Raw genomic sequence first — 20,089 nt, forward strand, 5'->3', positions numbered from 1 at the left:
TAAAACCGGTCATTCCGCCCGGTGGGGCTTCACCAGCCTGCCGACGGCCACGACGACGCAGTGCCGTTGCGTCGCGGCGTGCTCGGGGTCTGCCGCCAGCGGACCGGCCTCCGGTGACGCGTCACTCCACGCGCCGGCCAGCGACAGGACCAGCGTGAGCAAGGCCCACGGCGGCATCCCCGCATCGATCGCCCCCTCCGCCTGCGCGGCGGCGAGTTGCTTCAGCTTGTCCGTGGTCGCCTCGACGGAGACGGGCAGCATCTCGGCGTGCGGCCGTTCGAGCGCGTGCCAGCGAGCCAGCCTGATGAGGTGCGGATGCGTGCGGTAGAAGTCGTGCAACGCCCCGGCGTACCCCGGCAGGTCGTGCGCGTCGAACTCCGCCGCCGTAAGCCACTCCTCGATCGCGGCCGCGTAGACGAGGTCGAACAACTGCTCCTTGTTGCCGAAGTAGACGTACAGCAGGTTCTTGTTCGCCGAGGCGGACGCGGCGATGCGGTCCACGCGCGCGCCGGCGATGCCGTAGGTGGCGAACTCGTCCGTCGCCGCCTGCAACAGCCGTGCCTTCGTCTCCTCGGACTTCTTGACCATGTCCGCAGGGTAGCCCGATTTCTTCAATTCTAACTAGTTAGTTACATCACCTCGCTTTACCCTGGCGAACCCTCCTGCGCTGCTCCACAGTATTAACTAACTAGTTAGAAAATGAGCAGGAGGACATCATGGTCAACTACGAGAAGCACTACATCGGTGGCCAGTGGGTCGCGCCGGCGCTCGGCGGGACGATCGAGATCAGGTCGCCCCACGACAACTCACTGGTCGGCCGCGCCGCGGAGGCCACCAAGGTCGATGTGGACCACGCCGTGGCGGTGGCACGCGAGGCGTTCGACTCCGGCCCGTGGCCGCTCACGAGCCCTGACGCGCGCGCCGAAGTCGGGCGCCGGTTCAACGACCTGCACAAGGCGCGCGCAGCGGAGATCGCAGCGCTGGTGACGCGGGAGAACGGCTCGCCCGCGTGGTTCACCCAGAGCATCCAGGCGGGCTGCCACGACCAGACCGAGGCCTTCCTGCGCGCCGCCGAGGGGTTCGACTGGGAGTCGCGCCAGGACTCGGCGGTCGTGCGCCGCGAGCCCACCGGCGTCGTGGCGGCCGTGATCCCGTGGAACGCCCCGCACCAGTCCGCGCTCGTCAAGGTCATCCCCGCGCTGCTGGCCGGGTGCACGGTGATCCTCAAGGTGGCACCGGAAACCGCCCTGGACGGCTTGCTCCTCGGCGAGATCTTCACCGCGGCGGGCCTGCCGGAAGGCGTGCTGAGCATCCTCGCCGCCGACCGCGAGGTGAGCGAGCACCTGGTGTCCCACCCGGACGTGGACAAGATCGCCTTCACCAGCTCCACCACCGCCGGCCGCCGCATCGCCTCCATCGCCGGCACCCAGCTCAAGCGCGTGAGCCTGGAGCTAGGCGGCAAGTCAGCGGCGATCGTCCTGGAAGACGCCGACCTGGCCGCGATCGCGCAGGCAGCCACCTTCGGCGCCTTCGTGAACAACGGCGAATCCTGCGCCGCCCACACCCGCCTGCTCGTGCCACGCACCCGCTACGCCGAGGTCGTCGACGGCCGCCTCCGCGGTCGTGGTGGGCGATCCCGCCGAGCAGGGCACGTTCGTCGGCCCGCTGGTCAGCGCACGGCAAAAGGACCGCGTGCAGGACTACATCCGCTCGGGCATCGAGGAAGGCGCCCGGCTCGTCGCCGGCGGCCTCGGCGCACCGGACGGCTTCGAGCACGGCAACTACGTGCGCCCCACGGTGTTCGCGGACGTCTCGAACTCCATGCGCATCGCCCAGGAAGAGATCTTCGGCCCGGTGCTCGTGATCATCCCCTTCGACGACGAGGAGGACGCCATCCGCATCGCCAACGACTCGCCCTACGGCCTGAGCGGCGGCGTGTGGACCGCCGATCCCTTGCGTGGCCTCGCTGTCGCGCGCCGCATCCGCACGGGCACGTTCATGGTCAACGGCGCCATGCCGTCGTTCGACGTGCCCTTCGGCGGGTACAAGGCGAGCGGGATCGGGCGCGAGTTCGGGGCGCCAGGGCTCGGGCAGTACGTGGAGTACAAGTCGATCGGCGTGTGAGCCGGCCTGGCACGGGCTAGTAGTCGGTTGCCGCCAGGCAAGCCTTGAGCCACAAGGCTTCCGGATGGTTGAGCATGATGTCACCGAGCACTGGCACGTCACCGAGGAAACGGCGGACACCAGGAGCCAGCTCCTGGTCGGCTCCGCCGCTCCTCGGCGGTCCGGCGACGGTTTTCGGATCCCAGCCCAGGTCTGAGTGCAGCAGCACAGCCGCCTTCTTCGACCTGCGCACGAAGATCAGCCGTTCTCCGTACTCGTTCACGAAGTAGGAAACATAGTCAGAATCCTCGATGGGATAGCCACTCATGCCGGCGAGCAGCCGCCGCAACTCCCGGCCGATTTCATCAGTCACGGTCCTCACCGTATCGGTTCATGTCACACTCGTTCGGTGAATTACCGATCCGGCTTCGTCCTCCTGAGACTCGTCGAGGAAACCAGGTCGATGACAAAGTCAGCGGAGGTGGGTCGTCACCTCTCTGCCGCGATCGACTTCACCACCGGTGGCACCGGCTCCGGCCCTCCCTACCAGCGCGGCAAACCTCTCGTGGAGCTCCTGCGCATGGCCGCGCTGGCTGCCGGTCAGGCCGACGAGGCCACGATCAGCGACCGCCTCACCGACTTCGCCGAATACGCGGCGGGTGGAATACCGGTGACTGTCCTCGAAACGCTCTATCAACCCGGCCGACGAGAATCCGACGAGCACCACATGCGATTGCTGCTGCAGGTCGGATTACAGCGCAGCACCGAACTGCTCACCGAATTCACCAAACATCGGCCGGACGCCAGCGCGAGTGATGCCCGCCGCTGGTTGCGCGACGTCACCAGGAAGATGGAGAGGTGGCGGATCGGTGAGGACCGGCTCGGCGGTGTGAAGCTGCAACGCAACTTCGCCGATCACATGACCTGGCTCAGCCGCATCCAGCTGGTGCTCACCGACGACGATCCAAAACTGTCTGCTGAGTTCGCTGAGGAACTCGCCGAAGTGCCCGGCGCCGACGCCCTCGCTCAAGCCGTCCAGTGGCATCGCAGAAGGACCGCCCTTGATCGGCTTCGCGCAGTTGTGGACGCCCCGGAGAGCACCGAAGGCCAGATCCACGACGAGCTCAAGAAGCAGACGTGGATCTTCGGCGGCCGCTACGTCGAAGAGCTCGCGCGCCGCCGCCTGGCCCCCGGTGACGAGCTCGACATCCCGCTGCTGCGCGGGGACGGTGCATTGCACGTCGTCGAGTTGAAGAAGGCCAACGTGCCCCGGCTGATCGAGAAGCCGCGTTCCCATCCGTCGGTAGGGATCGAGGTGCACCGCGCCATGACTCAGGCAGCGAACTACCTGCGCTCGCTGGACGAGAACCGCGCACAGATCCTCGCGACTCACGGCATCGAATGCAGGCGGGCATTCGCCACGGTGCTGATCGGGCACCCGTCGTTCGACGCCGGCCCATACACGCCGGAAGAGATCTCAGAGGCGTTCCGCACGTACAACGCTACGTTGAGCCGCATTGAGGTGATCACCTATGGGGATCTGATCGAGTCGGCAGAACGCACACTGGCTCTCGACGCACAGTAAGCCGAACCGTTCAGTTGGCGGCCAGGCTGAACCTCCTCACGTGATCAGCGATCAGTGCCGCGTGGGACAGCGGAGTGCTGAGGTCGTCAACGTCGCCATTGGTCGTGTAGTCGAGAAGCACGACCTCCGACGACATGGCTAACGCGTGCAGCTCCGCGACCTCGGCCCGCAACCGGTGCTCCAGCACCCAGCGATACACCGGCAGGTAGATCTCGTGGCGCGCGGTGCGGTAGTCGAGCAGACGGTCGCCGTGCAGGCCCGCCCGATGGCCTTGCACGGCACCGAAGCGGCGGACGGTGCGCTTCAAGCCCTTCATGGATTTCACGGAGAGCTTCGACCGGTCGACGTCGGCGGATTCGAACACCTTCAACGCCTGCCAGACGCCCTCGACCGATTCGCTCGTCTCGCCCGGCGACATCGGCACCGGGATGCCGCCGTGCGGGTAGAACGGGCTGAAGCGCACCCACGGCTGCGGGCCGCGGGACGTCACGTCGATCACCAGGGAACCAGGCCGGTGGACCTTGCGCCGTTTGCTCGCTACTTCGATCTGCAATGGACACACTCCTCGCTCGGGGTGGTTCGAGCATGACAGGAGGGTCTGACAATTTTCGGCGGGCCTTTTAAGCTGACGCCATGGAGAGCATGGGGGAATCGATCGAGCGGCACGTCGAGGAGCACTTCGGGCCGATCGAGTTCGTGCTGCACGCGATGCCGTCGACCGGTGTGCACGTGCTCGTCGTCGGACCGACGGACGAACGTCCATATAGGACGATCGTCACCGAGGGCATGAGCAACGAGCCGATGACGGTGCCGGACGGCGTCAGCCCGTTCGCGGAACTGATGATGTGCCTGCCGGCGGACTGGCCGCTCGAAGACCTCGAAGCCGAAGATGCCTGGCCGATTCACCTCATCAAGTACCTGGCCCGGTTTCCACACGAGTACGGCACGTGGCTCGGCGCGTGGCACCTGCTGCCCAATGGCGACCCTGCTGTGCCTTACGCGCCGAACACGGAGTTCGCGGGCATCGTCATCACGCCGATGCTCAAGGTGCGGCCCGAGGCGCGCGAGATCGACGGGAAGATCAACCTGCTCGCCGTGATCCCGCTGCACCCCGCGGAGATCCAGCTCAAGACGAGCAAGGGTGCCGACGCGCTCATCGAGGCGTTCGACCGTGCCGGTGTCAGCGAACTGCTTGTTCCACAGCGACCTTCGTCGGTGTGACGCGGCTGCGCTGGGTCAGGACCACGCACACGACCACGACAGCGGCGGTGGCGAGGGCCGGCCAGCCGACCGGTTCACCGAGGACCAGGGCCGCCCACATGAGGGTCAGGACCGGCTGGGCCAGTTGGATCTGGCCGATCTTGGCGACCCCGCCCGCGGCGAGTCCGGCGTACCAGGCGAAGAAGCCCAGGAACATCGAAATCACGGTCACGTAAGCGAAACTGAGCCACACGACGCCTGTGGCGCGCGAGAAATCGGCTGTGTACCAGGAAACCGGCAGCGTCACGGGCAGCGAGACGACGAGCGCCCAGCACACGGTCTGTGCGCCGCCGAGCTCTCGGGCGAGCGCGCCTCCTTCGGCGTATCCCAAGCCGCACAACACAACGCCCGCCATCAGGTAGAGGTCGGCGAGTCCCACACCGCCGGACAGGCCGCCGCCCACCGCGACGAAGGCCAGCACCGCCAGCAGACCGGCGCCGCTGGCCAGCCAGAACAGGCCTGGCGGGCGTTCGGAGGCGCGGACCACGGCCCAGATCGCGGTGCACATCGGCAGCACCGCGATCACGACGGCGCCGTGCGCGGACGTTTCGGTGGTGAGCGCCAGGGAGGTGAACAGCGGGAAGCCGACGACGATGCCGAGAGCGACCACGAGCAGGCGCCGGACCTGCGTTACCGAAGGTAGCGGCGAACGGGATAACGCCAGGTAACCGATCGCCAGCAGGCCCGCACCGAACGCCCGTCCGAACGCGACGAACCACGGGTCGAGTCCGGCTACCGCCAAGCGGGTCGCGGGGAGCGAGAAGCTGAAACCCAGGACGCCCAGCGCGCCGAGTGTTACCCCCGCTGGCACGATAACGTTACTCTTGGCTCTCATGAATGAGGATAACGCAGCGCTCCGCGTTATCGAGGACCTGAGAGCGACGGCACACGCCGGGCGCGCGGGCGATCGCATGCCCTCGGTGCGCGACCTGATGGCGCGCCACCGGGCTTCGCCCGCGACCGTGCAGCAGGCGATCCAGCGGGTCGCGGCCGAGGGGCTCGTGGAGGTCCGGCCGGGCCGGGGCAGCTACGTCGCCCAGCGCACGCCCACGACCAGTCAGGACCTGTCGTGGCAGGCCGTCGCGCTCGGCGAGGGCAGGCCGGGCGAGGACCTGGTGGCGAACCTGATCGCGGTGCCGAAACCCGAGGTCATCCCGCTGTCGAGCGGCTACCTCGACCCGGACCTGCAGCCGGCGGAGGCACTCGGCATCGCGCTGAGCAGGGCGGCGCGGCGGCCCGCCTCGTGGGGGCGGGTCCCGCCCGAGGGCAAGGAGGAGCTGCGGGCGTGGTTCGCGAAGGAGGCGGGCGGCGAACTCAGGACGGGTGACATGACGGTGTGCGCGGGCGCCCAGGAGGCGCTCGCGACCGTGTTCCGCGGTCTCGGTGACCGCGGCGACGCCGTGCTCGTCGAGTCGCCCACCTACCTCGGCGCGATCGCCGCCGCGCGCGACGCGGGCCTCAAGGTCGTCCCGGTACCGGCGGATCAGGACGGCGTGCGGCCGGACCTGCTCCAGGCCGCGTTCGCCCGGACCGGCGCGAAGCTCTTCTACTGCCAGCCGTTGCACGCGAACCCGCACGGCGCCGTGCTGTCCGCCGATCGGCGGCCCGAGGTCATGCGGATCATCACCGGGGCGGGCGCCTTCCTGGTCGAGGACGACTGGGCCCGCGGCTTCACCGTCGACGGACCCGCTCCGCCGACGCTGGCCTCGCAGGACACCGACGGTCACGTCGTCTACGTCCGGTCGCTGACCAAGGTCGCCGCGCCCGGACTGCGCGTCGCCGTGATCGGGGCCCGCGGACCGGCCGGCATCAGACTGAAGAACACCCGGTCGAGGCTGGACCTGTACGTCTCCGGGCCGCTGCAGGACGCGGCGGTCGACTTCGTGACGTCCCCGGTCTGGCGCAGGCACCTGCGCATGCTCCAGCTGTCCTTGAGGTCGAGGCGCGACGCTCTGGCGCGCGAGATCCGCGAGCACCTGCCGGAGTTCGAGGTCGCCAGGTCGTCCGGCGGCCTGCACCTGTGGTCGAAGCTGCCGGACGGCGTCGACGACGTGGAGCTGACCGCGGCCGCGGCGGCGCGCGACGTCGTGGTGTTTCCCGGGCGGCCGTGGTTCGCCGCTGAACCACCGGGCAGCTTCCTGCGTTTGACCTACGGCGGCGCACCTGAGCACGTGCTGGCCGAGGGTGTGCGCCGGCTGGCCGACGCCGTGTCCGCCGTACGGCGATGACCCCAGCTCTAGTGTCTTGTATCGTATCGTTAACTTGACTCACTCAAGAAAAGACGGCAGGGTGATCCTCGTGCCCACAGCATCGGATTTCGAGCGCATGTTGCGTGGAGCCTCACTTCGGGTGACGGCTCCGCGAATAGCTGTGCTGTCCGCGGTGCACGAACACCCCCACGCCGACACGGATTCGATCATCGGTGTCGTGCGCCAGAACCTCGGCGCGGTCTCTCACCAGGCCGTGTACGACGTCCTCAAGGCGTTGACCGGCGTCGGCCTGTTGCGACGCATCGAGCCTCAGGGCTTGGTCGCGCGCTATGAGGCGCGTGTCGGGGATCACCACCACCACGTCGTGTGCCGATCCTGCAGCGTCATCGCCGACGTCGACAGCGCCATCGGTCACGCGGCCTGCCTGGACGCATCCGAAGACCACGGGTTCGTCCTCGACGAGGCCGAGGTCATCTACTGGGGCATCTGCCCCAAGTGCAAGACCGCCGCACAAAGTTCCTGAACACCGGAAGGATTCCCGTGTCCGACAGCAATGACGCCAAGCTGAGCGAGCTGAACGTGGAGGAGGCGGGCGGCTGCCCGGTCGCGCACGGGCGACTCAGCCACCCCGCGGAGGGCGGCAGCAACCGCGACTGGTGGCCCAACCAGCTCAACCTGCGAATCCTGCGCAAGCACCCCGTCCAGGCGAACCCGATGGGCGGCGAGTTCGACTACGCCCAGGAGTTCCTCACGGTCGACCTCGACGAGCTGGCGCGCGACGTCGACGCCGTCCTCACGGAGTCGAAGGAGTGGTGGCCCGCGGACTTCGGGCACTACGGCCCGTTCATGATCCGCATGGCGTGGCACAGCGCGGGCACCTACCGCACCCTCGACGGCCGCGGTGGAGCCGGCGCGGGCATGCAGCGCTTCGCCCCGCTCAACAGCTGGCCGGACAACGGCAACCTGGACAAGGCCCGCCGTCTGCTGTGGCCCGTCAAGAAGAAGTGGGGCCGCAAGGTCTCCTGGGCCGACCTCATGATCTTCACGGGCAACCGCGCGCTGGAGACCATGGGCTTCGACACCTTCGGCTTCGCCGGTGGCCGCGCGGACGTGTGGGAGCCGGACGAGGACGTCTACTGGGGCCCCGAGACCACGTGGCTCGGCGGCGACTCCCGCTACAGCGGTGAGCGCGACCTGGAGAACCCGCTCGCGGCCGTCCAGATGGGCCTGATCTACGTCAACCCCGAAGGCCCCAACGGCACCCCGGACCCGCTGGCCGCCGCCCGCGACATCCGCGACACGTTCGGCCGCATGGGCATGAACGACGAGGAGACCGTCGCGCTGATCGCCGGTGGCCACACCTTCGGCAAGGCGCACGGCGCCGGTGACCCGGAGCTCGTCGGCGCGGAGCCCGAGGGCGCCGCGATCGACGCACAGGGCTTCGGCTGGATCAGCACCCACGGTTCCGGCAAGGGCCGCGACACCATCACCTCCGGCCTCGAGGTGACCTGGACGCAGCAGCCCACCAAGTGGACGAACCTGTTCTTCCAGAACCTCTTCGCCTTCGAGTGGGAGCTCACCAAGTCTCCCGCCGGCGCGCACCAGTGGAAGCCGAAGAACGGTGCGGGCGCCAACACGGTGCCGGACCCCGAGGACGGCACGCTCGACCGCACGCCGATGATGCTGACCACGGACCTCGCGCTGCGCATCGACCCGATCTACGAGCCGATCTCGCGCAAGTTCGCGGAGAGCCACGAGGCGTTCGCCGACGCCTTCGCCCGCGCGTGGTTCAAGCTGACCCACCGCGACATGGGCCCGATCCAGCGCTACCTCGGCGCGCAGGTGCCGCAGGAGGAGCTGATCTGGCAGGACCGCCTGCCGGTCGCCGACCACGAGGTCATCTCGGCCGCCGACGTCGCCACGCTGAAGGCCAAGATCCTGGAGACCGGCCTCTCGGTCTCGCAGCTGGTCAAGACCGCGTGGGCGTCCGCCTCGTCGTTCCGTCAGAGCGACAAGCGCGGTGGCGCCAACGGTGCCCGCATCCGCCTCGAGCCGCAGCGCGGCTGGGAGGTCAACGAGCCCGACCAGCTCGCGCAGGTCCTGCGCACGCTGGAAGGCGTGCAGGAGTCCTTCAACAGCGCCCAGACCGGCGGCAAGAAGGTCTCGCTGGCCGACCTGATCGTCCTCGGCGGTGCCGCGGCGATCGAGCAGGCGGCCAAGGCTGCCGGCCACGAGGTCGAGGTGCCGTTCCTCGCCGGTCGTACCGACGCCACTCAGGAGCAGACCGACGCCGAGTCGTTCGCGGTGCTGGAGCCCACGATCGACGGCTTCCGCAACTACCGCGGCAAGGGCCACCCGCTGCCGTCGGAGTACCTGCTCATCGACAGGGCGAACCTGCTGGGCCTGTCCGCGCCGGAGCTGACCGTGCTGGTCGGCGGCCTGCGCGTGCTGGGCGGCAACCACAACGGTTCGTCGGCGGGCGTCCTCACGGCCAAGCCGGAGACGCTGACCAACGACTTCTTCGTCAACCTGCTCGACATGGAGACGGAGTGGAAGTCGGTGACCGAGGACCAGGAGAACTTCGAGGGCCGCGACCGCGCCACCGGTGCGGTGAAGTGGACCGGTACCCGCAACGACCTGGTGTTCGGCTCGAACTCCGAACTCCGCGCCGTCGCCGAGGTCTACGCGAGTGACGACGCGTCGGAGAAGTTCGTCGCGGACTTCGTCGTGGCGTGGAACAAGGTCATGAACGCGGACCGCTACGACGTCTGATCCACCCCCTCCCCGGTACCCCAGGCCACTCCCCCGGCCTGGGGTACCTTGGTTTTCATGGGGGTCGTGATCAGGGGAATCGCCCTGCCACAGCGCGAAGAGGTCTCGTTCGTCCTCGACGGCGACCGGCTGCGCGCCGGTTCGTCCACCGAGGACGCCGTGATCGACGGCGGCTGGTTGCTGCCGGGGCTCGTCGACGTGCACTCGCATCCGGGGATGGAGAAGCCGGGCGACGCCTACGACCACGACGTGTTCCGACGCCACATGCTCGAGCACCGCGCCGCCGGCGTGCTGGTCGTGCGCTCGCCGGGTTCGCCCGACCCCGTGCCCGACCGCCCCGAGGACCCAGACCTGCCCAGGCTGTACCGCAGTGGCCGCTGGCTCGCGACGCCCGGCCGGTTCTTCGAGGGGTACGGCAGGCGGATCACCGAGGACGAGCTGCCCGCGGCCGCGGTCGAGGAGGCGTCCTCGGGCTGGTGCAAGATCATCGGCGACTGGGAGCAGGACTTCCCGGCCGTGCCACTGGACGTGTTGACGGAGACGATCGATGCCGTGCACGCAGCCGGTGGGCGGGTCGCAGTGCACTGCCAGACCCCCGAAGGCAACCGCAACGCCGTGCTGGCCGGAGCGGACAGCATCGAGCACGGCATGAACCTGGACCACGCGCTGCTGCCGCAGATGGCGGCGCAGGGCACCGTCCTCGTGCCGACCATGACCACGTTCTCGCGGATCGCCGCCAACGCGGACAACGGGCCGGAGCGGTTCCGCGCGTGGATCCAGGCCGGCTGGGACGGCCTGTTCCCGACGGTCCGCGCGGCGCACGAGGCGGGCGTGACGGTGCTGGCCGGGACGGACAGCCTGCCGTGCGGCGGTGTGATCGAGGAGATCTCCTGGCTGGTCAAGGCCGGGATGCCGGTCGAGGCCGCGCTCGGGGCCGGGTCGTGGACTGCCCGGTCGTGGCTCGGGCTTCCCGGGCTGGTCGATGGTGGCTTCGCGGACGTCGTGGCTTACGACGCCGACCCGGTCCTGGATCCGTCGGTGTTGCAGAAGCCTCGCAGGATCATCTTGCGGGGCAACGTCATCGCCTGACACGCGGCATCACCTCCGTCGCCTCCAGGTCCCCCTTGGAACGCAGCCGCCTGACCACGAACAGGATCACGCCGACAGCCAGGGCGGCGAGCACGAGCTTTTGGAAGATGCCCGCGTAGCCCTCGACCCTGTGCCAGTTCTCGCCCAGCAGGAACCCGGCGCCGACGAACACGGTGTTCCAGATCAGGCTTCCTAACGTGGTCAGCACCAGGAACTTCGGGAAGTTCATCCGCTCCACCCCCGCCGGCAGCGAGATGAAGCTGCGGAACAACGGCACCATCCGGCCGAAGAACACGGCTTTGGTGCCGTGCCGGGTGAACCAGGCCTCGGTCTTGTCGAAGTCGGTCACGCTGACCAGAGGAATGCGCGCCACCAGGCGGCGGGTGCGTTCGCGGCCCAGCATCATGCCCGCCAGGTACACGATGACGGCTCCGGCGACGGAGCCCAGCGTCGTCCAGAACAGGGCCGCGGGCAGGCTGAACACGCCTTTGCTCGCGGAGAACCCGGCCAGCGGCAGCACCAGCTCGCTCGGGATGGGCGGGAACAGGTTGTCGAGGCCCACCACCACGGCCGCGCCGACGCCTCCCAGCGACTCCATCAGCTCGACAGCCCACTCAGCCAGCATTGTGTCCCCCTTGGACGGTGAATCGGTCGGGGTCAACGCTAGGAAGGGGAGGGAGGAGGGACCATGAGGTTGTCCGTCGGGAATCGGGGTGAAAACCGCAGGGCAATACTGCGGAAAACCACAATGCCGGGGTCGGACGGCGCCAGTACGGTTGGACTCGTGCACCAGGACGATCAGCTCAGCGCGGGTTCGCTGGTGCGCAGGTGGTTCCGGATGCTCTTCGGGTTGCTGCTCGGGTGGCTGACCGGTGTGCTCGATCTCCTCCTCGCGGTGCTGGGTGTCGGGGTGATCAGGCAGACCGAGTACCAGCTGGGCCGGATCGCGCGGTTCGACCAGCCCGTGCACATCAACCCGCTGACCAAGGGCCGGTGCCGGCGGTATCTCGGCGTGCGGTGGGTGGTGGGCTGGGTCGGCGCGGGCGTCGTCTACCTGCTGTTGTTCTGGTGGGCCATCTCGATCTCGATGGTGACGGCGTGGCTCGTCGGCGGCAGTTGGGGCCTCGTCGAGGAGGGCGACCGGGTCACCACCAGCCTGGTCGCGCTGGCCACGGTGCCGGGCGCACTGATCATCTTCGTGACCACCGCGGGCGTGCCGGGGGTCGCGGCGCTGGACAGGTGGCTCGCCACCAGGATGCTCGGCACGAGTCAGCAAACGCTGCTGCGCCAACGGGTCGCGGAGCTGACGAGCACGCGTGCCGAGGTGATCGAGGCGATCGACGACGAGCGCAGGCGCATCGAGCGCGACCTGCACGACGGCGTCCAGCAGCGGCTGGTGGCGCTCGCGATGCTGGTCGGCAGAGCTCGCCGGGTGCACGACGACGAGCGGTTGCAGGAGCTGTTGAAGCAGGCGCACGACACCGCGACCGCGACCATCGACGAGCTGCGCGAGGTCGCGACCAGGGTCTATCCGGGCGTGCTCGCCGAATCGGGGCTGGGCCGGGCGCTCGAGGAGCTGGCCGAGCGGTCGAGCGTGCGCGTGCAGGTCCACAACGCGTTGATCAAGCCACCGGGCACCGCGCTGGAGACGGTGATCTACTTCGTGATCTCCGAGGCCGTGAACAACGCGGCCAAGCACGCCGATCCGTCGCTCGTCGACGTGGTGGTGACGGACAAGGCGGGCCAGATCGTGGTGACGGTGCTGGACAACGGCATGGGCGGCGCGGACGAGCACGGTACGGGTCTGTCCGGCCTCGCCCGCCGGGTCAAGGCGGTCGACGGGACGTTCCAGGTGAACAGCCCGATCGGCGGTCCCACCACCATCTCAGCGAGGTTGCCGTGCGCGTGATCCTGGCCGAGGACTCGACGCTGCTGCGCGAGGGCCTCATCCGGTTGCTGGCCGAGGAGGGCCACGACGTCGTCGCCGCCGTCGGCACCGCGCCGGAACTGGTGCAGGCCACCGAGAAACACCGGCCGGACATCGTGGTCACCGACGTCCGGATGCCGCCGGACCACAAGGACGACGGCATGCGCGCCGCGCTGGAGATCCGCCGCTCGTGGCCGGATGTCGCCGTGCTCGTGCTCTCCCAGTACATCGAGAGCCGCTATGCCACCGAGCTCATCACGAGCACCGGGGGCAAGGTCGGCTACCTGCTCAAGGACCGCGTGGCCCAGGTCGACGAGTTCCTGGAGGCACTCGACCGGGTCGCGGCGGGCGGGGCGGCGTTCGACCCCGAGGTCGTGCGCCGGCTGCTGTCCAGAACAACCAAGGCCGACCCGATCGAAACGCTGACCCAGCGCGAGAAGGGTGTCCTCGAACTGATGGCACAGGGCCTCACCAACGCCAGCATCTCCCAGCACCTGCACATCTCGCAGAGCGCCGCGGAGAAGCACATCAACGCGATCTTCGACAAGCTCGGTCTCGCCGGATCGTCGGGCCTGAGCCGCCGCGTGGTGGCGGTGGTCCGCTACCTGGGCAGCTGAGGCGCGGGCACGGTGAGGCCGTGCCCGCGCGTCAGATCAGCTCCAGGACGCCGGGACGAAGACGTCGAAACTGCGGTCGAACAGGCCGAGGTGGTCGCGCCTCGTGACGATCGCGCACGTCACCTGCGCGCAGTCGAGGTTGCCGCCCGCCTGCTTGAGGTGGATCTGCGCGGTGAACGACCCGTCGGCGGCGATCGGGACGCTCGGGTTGCTGCCCGCCGGTGTGTTGGTCACCCAGGCCGACGGGCCCGCGCCGGTGCCGCCCTGACCGTCGCCGCCCAGGCACGGCGTCGGGGTCGAGCCGTAGCTGTAGTCGTCCGGCACGCGGCACAACGCCACGTAGTAGCCCTTGGTCGAGTCGTAGCCGGTGCCGGTCACGGTGATCGTCTCACCGGCCGGGTCGAGGTCGGTCGCGTTGGACGCGCTGAGCGTGTGGCCGTTGCGGGAAGCGCTTCCCGGAGCGGCCAATGCGGGCATGGCGGTGGTCACCAGCGCAGCTGCGACAGCCGCCATGACGAGCATCTTTCTTGCCATCACTTGTCCTTGGAGTGAAAGGGACTCGGATGTGGTGGGACCTTCACCCTAGACTGTTAGGTAAGCCTAAGTTAAGTTCAGGGCGTGAGAATCTGGGTGGCTGTGCTCACGGTCGTGCTGGTGGCGGGGTGCACCGGTACGGCCGGCCGAAACGCGCCTCAGGTGCCGGCCGGTGACCCGAGCCGGACGCCGCTGGAACAGCTCGAACCCGCCAAGGACCCCCGGCTGAAAACCGGTCCGTCGACCGCGACCGTGGCCGAGCCGGACATCGTGCCGATCAGCGACAAGGTCACGCCGAGGCTGCCCACGACGGTCACCGACGCGCAGGACACCAAGGTCACGGTGAGCAGCGCGGACCGGATTCTCGCGTTCGACACGTACGGCACGCTCGGTGCGACGGTGTTCGGGCTGGGGCTGGGCGATCGCCTGGTCGGCCGCGACACCTCGACCGGTTTTCCCGCTGCCGCAAAGCTTCCGCTCATCACGACCAACGGCCACCAGCTCAACGCCGAGGCGATCCTCGGGCTGCGGCCGACCGTCGTGATCACCGACACCACGCTCGGGCCGTGGGACGTCGTGTTGCAGCTGCGCGACTCCGGCATCCCCGTGGTCGTCACGGACTCGCGGCGCGCGGTCAACAACGTCGGCACGCTGATCGAGCAGGTCGCCGACGCACTCGGGGTGCCAGCGGAGGGACGCAAGCTCGCCCAGCGCACCACCGTGGAGATCGAGAAGGCCAAGATCGCGGCACACCGGCTCGCCAACGACTCGAAGCTGCGGGTCGTGTTCCTGTACCTGCGCGGGCAGTCCGGGGTCTACCAGATGTTCGGCACGGGCACCGGCGCGGACGACCTGATCACCGCGGTCGGCGCGGTCGACGTGGCGTCCGAGGTCGGGCTGCAGGGCGCCAAACCGATCAACCCGGAGGCGCTGTCCAAGGCGGCACCGGACGTGATTCTGGTGATGTCGAAGGGACTTCAGTCCGTCGGCGGGGTCGAGGGCATGGCCACGGTGCCCGGCGTCGCGCAGACTCCGGCCGGGCAGAAGCGCCGGATCGTCGACATGAACGACTACCAGGTGCTGAGCTTCGGGCCGTTGACGGCCGCGGTGATCGACGGGCTGGCAAGGGCGCTGTACACGTGAGATCGCTGCTCTTCCTGACTCTCGCGGCCCTGCTGTTCGGCGCGATCCTGCTGTCGGCTTCGATCGGTCAGTTCCCGATTCCGGTCCAGGAGGTCTTCGCGTCGCTCTTCGGCAGCGCGTCGCCTGATCCGATGGCCGAGGCGACGCTGTGGAACGTCAGGTTCCCGCGCGTGGTCATGTCCATCGTCGTCGGCGCCGTGCTCGGCGTCGCGGGTGCGTTGATGCAGGGCGTGTTCGGCAATCCGCTCGCCGAGCCCGGCGTCGTCGGGGTCTCCTCGGGCGCCGCGGTCGGCGCGTGCCTGACCATCGTCTTCCAGCTGAGCTTCCTCGGTCAGTTCACGACACCGGTCGTGGCGTTCGCGTTCGGACTCGCCGCGACACTGCTCGTGTACTCGTTCGCGCGGTCCGCGGGACGCACCGAGGTGGTCACGCTGATCCTCACCGGCGTCGCGATCAACGCGGTGGCCGGTGCGGGAATCGCGTTCCTCACGTTCCTCGGCGACCAGCAGGCTCGCGAGCAGATCGTGTTCTGGCAGCTCGGCAGCATCGCCGGCGCGCGGTGGACCTACGTCTGGACGGTGTTGCCACTGGCCGCCGCGGGCATCGCGATCGCGGTGTTCCTAGCCAAGAGGCTCGACCTGCTGTCGCTGGGCGAGCGACCGGCGCGGCACCTCGGCGTGAACGTCGAACTGCTGCGGCTCGGCTCGATCGTGCTGGTGGCGCTCATGGTCTCGGCCGCGGTGTCGTTCACCGGCGTGATCGGGTTCGTGGGACTCGTGGTGCCGCACCTGATCCGCATGATCGCCGGCCCGGGCCACCGCGTGCTGCTGCCCGCGAGCGCACTGGGCGGAGCACTCCTGCTGGTGGCAGCGGATCTGGGCGCGCGCGGCGTGATCACGTTCGTGGACCTGCCGATCGGCATGCTGACCGCGCTCGTCGGCGGGCCGTTCTTCTTCTGGCTGCTCAGAAGGACCCGGCAGCAGGCGGGTGGCTGGGCGTGAAGCCGGAGTTGTTCTGCGAGAACGTGTCCGTGAGCCTCGGCGGGCAGGAGATCCTGAAGAAGCTGGACCTCACCGTGAAGTCCGGCGAGGTGCTCGCACTGGTCGGCCCGAACGGCGCGGGCAAGTCGACCGCGCTGGCCGTGCTCGCCGGCGACGTCCGTCCCGACGCGGGATCGGTGTGGCTGGACGGAAAACCGCTCGACGAGTGGACCGCGCGCGAGACCGCCCAGCGCCGGGCCGTGCTGCTGCAACGGATCACGCTGTCGTTCCCGTTCACGGTCGCCGAGGTGATCCGGATGGGCCGGGCGCCCTGGGACGACGGCAACGACGACGTCATCGCCGAGGTCATGGCGCAGACCGAGATGGCGGCGTTCGCCGGGCGGAAGTTCACCACGCTGTCGGGCGGCGAACAGGCCCGTGCGGCGCTGGCGCGCGTGCTCGCGCAACGCGCCGGCGTGCTGCTGCTCGACGAACCGACCGCGGCGCTGGACATCCGGCACTCCGAACTGGTGCTGCGGACCGCCAAGGCCCAGGCCGACCAGGGCAGCGCGGTGCTGGTCGTGCTGCACGACCTCGGCATGGCCGGGGCGCACGCCGACCGGGTCGCCGTGATGAGCGACGGCTCGATCGTCGCGGACGGGCCGCCGGCCGAGGTCCTCACCGAGGAACTGCTGAGCGAGGTCTACCGGCACCGGGTCGAGGTGTTCGCGCACCCGCGCACCGGCCGGCCGGTCGTGCTGCCGTGGAGAGGGGAAGCATGACGCCGAGAATTGTCGGTGCTGTCTGGGAGAATGAATGCAAGGGGACCCCCTGGAGGGGACCCCTGCGAAAGCTTGCGGCGGCACGCATGCGAGAGCCTGCGGCGGCGGCCCTGCGACAGCTTGCAGCCGGACCGACGCGCAAGGTTGGGGCGGGCCCCTTGCGAGAGCCTGCGACAAGGCCACTGCATCAGGTCGGAGCGGAGCCCTTGCGCCCGGTCGCGGCGGGGCCCCTGAGTCAGGTCGGAACCGGGCTCCTGCGCCAGGTTGGAGCGACAAGCCTGCGCCAGGCCGGAGCGGAGCCCTTGCGCCAGGTCGCGGCGGGGCCCCTGAGTCAGGTCGGAACCGGGCTCCTGCGCCGGGTTGGAGCGACGAGCCTGCGCCAGGCCGGAGCGCGGCCCCTCCGCCGGCGCGCGGCAGCCCTCCGGCGCCTCGCCTCGACCGCAACAGCAGCAACACTCCGGCACCTCGCTGCGGCCACTGCGGCCGCAGCGCTCCTGATCCTGGCAGCACAGCCCGCATCAGCCCAAACCGCAAGGGTGTCCGCAGCACCCACCACCGCTGACCCCGACTACGCCACCACGCTCACGTTGCGCGGCACCGGTTTCCAATCAGTCAAGAACGGCTACGGCGGCATCTACGTCTTCTTCGGCTGGGTATCCGACCCCGCAGGCGGCTGGAAACCGAGCAAGGGCGGCGCCTCCGGCACAACGATGCGCTACGTCCAGGACAAAGAAGCCAAGGACAACAACGGCTACCAGCGGTTCATCTCGTTCCCCGGCGGCGAAACCGAGCACGCGGCCAACGGCGTAGTCAACGCCGACGGCACGTGGAGCGCGCAGCTCAACGTGCCCGGCGCGAGGTTCAAGACCGCCGGGCGGGACGGCGCGGTGTCCGAAGTGGACTGTCTGAAGGTCACCTGCGGCGTCATCACGGTCGGCGCGCACGGCGTGGTGAACGCGAACAACGAGACGTTCACGCCGATCAGCTTCGCGATCCCCAACCAGCCCGCAAAGCCCACGCCCACAACAACAACGACGACCACTCCCCCGGCAACAACAACCACCACCACAACGACGACAACAACGACGACGACCTCGACTCAGCCCGAGGTCCAACCCGCGGCGCAGGCCAGTCCCGACAACGGGAAGCCCGGCTGGCTCGTCCCAGGCGGCATCGGCGCCGCCGTCCTGCTCGCCGCGGGTCTCGTGTGGTGGCTGCGGTTCAGAAGGGGCAAGACCGATGAATAGGGCACTCGCGGTGCTCGTGACCGCCGCGGCACTGGTCACAGCGACACCGGCTGCAGCACAACAACAGATGGTCCCCTCGGTGACCGTCTCGCCGAACGTCGGCAGCCTCGACCCGGCCGGCACGAAGATCACCATCACCGGGTCCGGGTTCGACCCGAAGTTCAACGACGGCAAGGGGTGGGGCGTCCGCGTCGGGCCCAAGCGCGACGGCTGGCGCGACAAGTCGACCACCACCAGCCAGTATTCCAAGCTGCTCAAGGAGAACTGGGCCGTCGGCATCAACCTCAAGCCGGACGGCACCTGGCAGGCCACGCCGACGGTCAAGGCCGCCTACAAGGTCGGCTCGGACGAGTTTTCCGCGGCGACCGAGCAGCTCTACCTCATGATCTTCGCCTGGGACAGCCCCGACACCAGCGCGGATCTGGTGGTACCGCTGACGTTCAACGGCGTCACGTCGCCGTCGCAGCCACTGGCGGGCAGCCTCAACTGGCCGGTGATGACCGGCTGGAACGGCACCCCGCTGGACGGCGCCATCGGGCAGACCTGGCCGTACGCGGGCGGCGTGCAGGACGGGCCGCTCCAAGCGCAGTTCACCGGCAGGTTCGACTTCGCCGCCGCGCGGATCGCCAAGCCGCGCATCGAGTTCCCCGCCGGCAGGCTGACCGCCGAGGTGAACGGCATCAGCGTGCACCTCGCCGATCTCAAAGCAGCTGAGACAACACTCAACGGCAACACCGCGACGCTGCAGATCAACGACGTGAAGCTGACCGAAAAAGGCAGCAAGGCATTGAACCTGCCCGCCGGCACCGCGCTGGCACCGGCGAGGTTGATCTACCCGGTCGCCGCGCCCACCCTGGCACTCGCCGCCACCGAGATCACCCAGGGCGGCAAACTCACGTTCAGCGGCAAGGGTTTCGGCGCGAACGAACAGGTCGACCTCGGCCTCGGCATCATCACCGCGACGGCAAACGGTGACATCGCGGGTGAACTGGTCACCACCGCGGCGCCTGGCACGCACACGCTCACCGCGACCGGCGTGACATCGAAACGCACCGCGAGCGCCACCTACACCGTGAAAGCCCAGCAGGCGTGCGAGGTCACGACCGTCACCAAGGGCACTCTGCTGTGGGGCTTCAAGAAGAGCTTCCGCAGTTACGTCGGCAACGGCAGCGGCAACAGCATCACCGGCTCGGAAGGCGCGATCGTCACCGACATCGACGCCTCCCCCAACGCCAACGGCGTCACCACCGGCGCGCATCAGTACCCGTTCCAGAAGGCGAACTACACGTCGGCCACGCAGTTCGACGTCTCATTCGGCGGCAAGATCACCTTCTCCTATCCCGGCCACTTCTTCACGATCCACCTGGCCAACCCGAAAGTCACGGTGCAGGGCGCGAAAGGCAAGCTCAAAGCCGATGTCGAACTCGCGACCAGCGGTCCCGCGCCCGGCACGCCGACGAAGCTGACCGGGGTCGAGCTCGCGGATCTCGACCTGGCCGCCGCGAAGAGCGCCAGCGACGCGGGCGTGCTCACCGTCACGGGTGTGCAGGCCACGCTCACGAACTCCGAGGCGTTCGCCGGGTTCTACGGCGCTGGTGACAGGCTCGACGACCTCACGCTGACCCTCGGTTCGTCCTGCTCGTCGCTGCCCGCACCGCCCGGCCCCGCCGGTCCGCCGCCGGTCGTGCAGGCGCCGCAGGACCTCGTTCCGCCGCTCACCTTCCGCCCGCAGCGGCTGGCCAGCACGGGCGCGTCCCCATTGGTGCCGTTGATCGCGGGAATTGTGCTGCTGGGCAGCGGTATCGCACTGATGACGGCCACTCGAAAGTCGAATTGACCA

The 20,089-nt window shown here is 68.9% G+C and carries 19 protein-coding genes and 1 pseudogene; 14 read left to right on the forward strand and 6 right to left on the reverse strand.

Annotated features, from left to right (window positions below):
• Positions 1-9: 9 nt before the first annotated feature.
• Positions 10-588, reverse strand: coding sequence for a TetR family transcriptional regulator (locus ACIA8G_RS20765; protein ID WP_396420218.1), 579 nt, complete (start codon positions 586-588; stop codon positions 10-12).
• A 128-nt stretch (positions 589-716) separates the two neighbouring features.
• On the opposite strand from ACIA8G_RS20765, the pseudogene ACIA8G_RS20770 reads away from it, so the two are divergent.
• Positions 717-2,124, forward strand: a pseudogene (locus tag ACIA8G_RS20770) (aldehyde dehydrogenase).
• Positions 2,125-2,140: 16 nt separating this feature from the next.
• Here the strand turns inward: ACIA8G_RS20770 and ACIA8G_RS20775 are convergent.
• Complete coding sequence (locus ACIA8G_RS20775; protein ID WP_396420219.1) at positions 2,141-2,476, reverse strand: hypothetical protein; 336 nt, start codon at positions 2,474-2,476, stop codon at positions 2,141-2,143.
• 207 nt (positions 2,477-2,683) lie between these two features.
• On the opposite strand from ACIA8G_RS20775, the gene ACIA8G_RS20780 reads away from it, so the two are divergent.
• Positions 2,684-3,688, forward strand: a complete 1,005-nt coding sequence (locus tag ACIA8G_RS20780) for a Shedu immune nuclease family protein (RefSeq protein ID WP_396420220.1) — start codon at positions 2,684-2,686, stop codon at positions 3,686-3,688.
• A gap of 10 nt (positions 3,689-3,698) precedes the next feature.
• Here the strand turns inward: ACIA8G_RS20780 and ACIA8G_RS20785 are convergent, their stop codons facing one another.
• Positions 3,699-4,241, reverse strand: coding sequence for a DUF6939 family protein (locus ACIA8G_RS20785; RefSeq protein ID WP_396420222.1), 543 nt, complete (start codon positions 4,239-4,241; stop codon positions 3,699-3,701).
• 89 nt (positions 4,242-4,330) lie between these two features.
• Here ACIA8G_RS20785 and ACIA8G_RS20790 point away from each other — a divergent pair, with 89 nt between their 5' ends.
• Positions 4,331-4,909 carry a suppressor of fused domain protein gene (locus ACIA8G_RS20790; protein WP_396420223.1) on the forward strand — a complete coding sequence of 193 codons (579 nt, stop codon included), beginning with the start codon at positions 4,331-4,333 and terminating at the stop codon, positions 4,907-4,909.
• Here ACIA8G_RS20790 and ACIA8G_RS20795 read toward each other — a convergent pair.
• Positions 4,869-5,759: a DMT family transporter gene (locus ACIA8G_RS20795; RefSeq protein WP_396420224.1), complete on the reverse strand. Its 891-nt coding sequence runs from the start codon at positions 5,757-5,759 to the stop codon at positions 4,869-4,871. The two genes, ACIA8G_RS20790 and ACIA8G_RS20795, sit on opposite strands and share 41 nt — an antisense overlap.
• Before the next feature lie 22 nt (positions 5,760-5,781).
• Here ACIA8G_RS20795 and ACIA8G_RS20800 point away from each other — a divergent pair, with 22 nt between their 5' ends.
• From ACIA8G_RS20800 to ACIA8G_RS20815, 4 genes are all read left to right on the forward strand, one after another.
• On the forward strand, positions 5,782-7,176 hold the full coding sequence (locus tag ACIA8G_RS20800; RefSeq protein WP_396420226.1) for a PLP-dependent aminotransferase family protein: 1,395 nt from the start codon (positions 5,782-5,784) through the stop codon (positions 7,174-7,176).
• Positions 7,177-7,246: 70 nt separating this feature from the next.
• Entirely contained in the window at positions 7,247-7,681 is a 435-nt protein-coding gene (locus ACIA8G_RS20805) for a Fur family transcriptional regulator (protein ID WP_396420228.1), read from the forward strand.
• A gap of 17 nt (positions 7,682-7,698) precedes the next feature.
• Entirely contained in the window at positions 7,699-9,930 is a 2,232-nt protein-coding gene (katG, locus tag ACIA8G_RS20810; RefSeq protein ID WP_396420229.1) for a catalase/peroxidase HPI, read from the forward strand.
• A 57-nt stretch (positions 9,931-9,987) separates the two neighbouring features.
• The gene (locus ACIA8G_RS20815; protein WP_396420230.1) at positions 9,988-11,019 is read left to right on the forward strand and encodes an amidohydrolase family protein; all 1,032 of its coding nucleotides are present in this window, start codon (positions 9,988-9,990) and stop codon (positions 11,017-11,019) included.
• Here ACIA8G_RS20815 and ACIA8G_RS20820 read toward each other — a convergent pair.
• Entirely contained in the window at positions 11,009-11,644 is a 636-nt protein-coding gene (locus ACIA8G_RS20820) for a DedA family protein (RefSeq protein WP_396420231.1), read from the reverse strand. The genes ACIA8G_RS20815 and ACIA8G_RS20820 overlap by 11 nt on opposite strands.
• 159 nt (positions 11,645-11,803) lie before the next feature.
• Between ACIA8G_RS20820 and ACIA8G_RS20825 the strand changes: the two genes are divergently transcribed.
• Together ACIA8G_RS20825 and ACIA8G_RS20830 are read left to right on the forward strand one after the other, a co-directional pair.
• Positions 11,804-12,928: a sensor histidine kinase gene (locus tag ACIA8G_RS20825; RefSeq protein ID WP_396420232.1), complete on the forward strand. Its 1,125-nt coding sequence runs from the start codon at positions 11,804-11,806 to the stop codon at positions 12,926-12,928.
• The gene (locus tag ACIA8G_RS20830) at positions 12,919-13,563 is read left to right on the forward strand and encodes a response regulator (RefSeq protein WP_396420233.1); all 645 of its coding nucleotides are present in this window, start codon (positions 12,919-12,921) and stop codon (positions 13,561-13,563) included. The genes ACIA8G_RS20825 and ACIA8G_RS20830 overlap by 10 nt, the downstream gene beginning before the upstream one ends.
• Before the next feature lie 36 nt (positions 13,564-13,599).
• On the opposite strand, the gene ACIA8G_RS20835 is transcribed toward ACIA8G_RS20830, so the two are convergent.
• Entirely contained in the window at positions 13,600-14,097 is a 498-nt protein-coding gene (locus ACIA8G_RS20835; RefSeq protein ID WP_396420234.1) for a hypothetical protein, read from the reverse strand.
• A gap of 84 nt (positions 14,098-14,181) precedes the next feature.
• Here ACIA8G_RS20835 and ACIA8G_RS20840 point away from each other — a divergent pair, with 84 nt between their 5' ends.
• The 5 genes from ACIA8G_RS20840 (at position 14,182) to ACIA8G_RS20860 (ending at position 20,086) form a co-directional block, all read left to right on the forward strand.
• The gene (locus ACIA8G_RS20840) at positions 14,182-15,240 is read left to right on the forward strand and encodes a hemin ABC transporter substrate-binding protein (RefSeq protein WP_396420235.1); all 1,059 of its coding nucleotides are present in this window, start codon (positions 14,182-14,184) and stop codon (positions 15,238-15,240) included.
• Positions 15,237-16,241, forward strand: a complete 1,005-nt coding sequence (locus ACIA8G_RS20845; RefSeq protein WP_396420236.1) for a FecCD family ABC transporter permease — start codon at positions 15,237-15,239, stop codon at positions 16,239-16,241. The genes ACIA8G_RS20840 and ACIA8G_RS20845 overlap by 4 nt, the downstream gene beginning before the upstream one ends.
• Complete coding sequence (locus ACIA8G_RS20850) at positions 16,238-17,002, forward strand: heme ABC transporter ATP-binding protein (protein ID WP_396420237.1); 765 nt, start codon at positions 16,238-16,240, stop codon at positions 17,000-17,002. Before ACIA8G_RS20845 ends, ACIA8G_RS20850 begins: the two co-directional genes overlap by 4 nt.
• 536 nt (positions 17,003-17,538) lie before the next feature.
• Positions 17,539-18,249 (forward strand): hypothetical protein, encoded by a 711-nt coding sequence (locus tag ACIA8G_RS20855; protein ID WP_396420238.1) that lies wholly within the window; start codon positions 17,539-17,541, stop codon positions 18,247-18,249.
• Positions 18,242-20,086 (forward strand): HtaA domain-containing protein, encoded by a 1,845-nt coding sequence (locus tag ACIA8G_RS20860; RefSeq protein ID WP_396420239.1) that lies wholly within the window; start codon positions 18,242-18,244, stop codon positions 20,084-20,086. The genes ACIA8G_RS20855 and ACIA8G_RS20860 overlap by 8 nt, the downstream gene beginning before the upstream one ends.
• Positions 20,087-20,089: the final 3 nt, after the last annotated feature.

This window comes from Lentzea sp. NPDC051213, from assembly GCF_044455585.1.
Lineage (GTDB): Bacteria > Actinomycetota > Actinomycetes > Mycobacteriales > Pseudonocardiaceae > Lentzea.